Genomic DNA, 605 nt, shown 5'->3' with positions numbered 1-605 from the left:
ATCGCTAGTAATCGCGGATCAGCATGCCGCGGTGAATACGTTCCCGGGCCTTGTACACACCGCCCGTCACACCACGAGAGTTTGTAACACCCGAAGTCGGTGGGGTAACCGCAAGGAGCCAGCCGCCTAAGGTGGGACAGATGATTGGGGTGAAGTCGTAACAAGGTAGCCGTATCGGAAGGTGCGGCTGGATCACCTCCTTTCTAAGGAAACTGAAACTCTTATGAGTTTCATAATAAGACGCTTCGTTTATTGTGGTCAGTTTTGAGAGTACTTTCTCTCAAACTTCGTACCTTGAAAACTAGATAACATAACAAAACATTCATTTTTAAGAAACAAACCAAAGTAAGTTCTTAAAGACTTATTTAAATCGAAGAACAAATTAGAAGCGAGAAGATCGAGGAAGCAAAGGGCTGGAGGAACGGAGCGTGTTTTGACACGTGAGTACCGGAAGACCGAAGCTGACGAAGAGATTCGACGCTTATCATTTGTTATTAGGTTAAGTTATTAAGGGCGCACGGTGGATGCCTTGGCACTAGGAGCCGATGAAGGACGGGACTAACACCGATATGCTTCGGGGAGCTGTAAGTAAGCTTTGATCCGAA

2 rRNA genes are annotated in these 605 nt (G+C 46.4%); both read left to right on the top strand.

Features of this window, described 5'->3' with window-relative positions:
* Window positions 1–203, top strand: a 16S ribosomal RNA gene (locus F7888_RS22315); the annotation flags it as partial.
* A gap of 294 nt (window positions 204–497) precedes the next feature.
* Window positions 498–605, top strand: a 23S ribosomal RNA gene (locus F7888_RS22310); the annotation flags it as partial.

The sequence above is a fragment of the Litchfieldia stipae genome (assembly GCF_014837155.1).
Lineage (GTDB): Bacteria > Bacillota > Bacilli > Bacillales > Bacillaceae_L > Litchfieldia.
The sequence above is the reverse complement of the archived record's forward strand: the minus strand, read 5'-3'. Positions and strand labels throughout refer to the sequence as shown.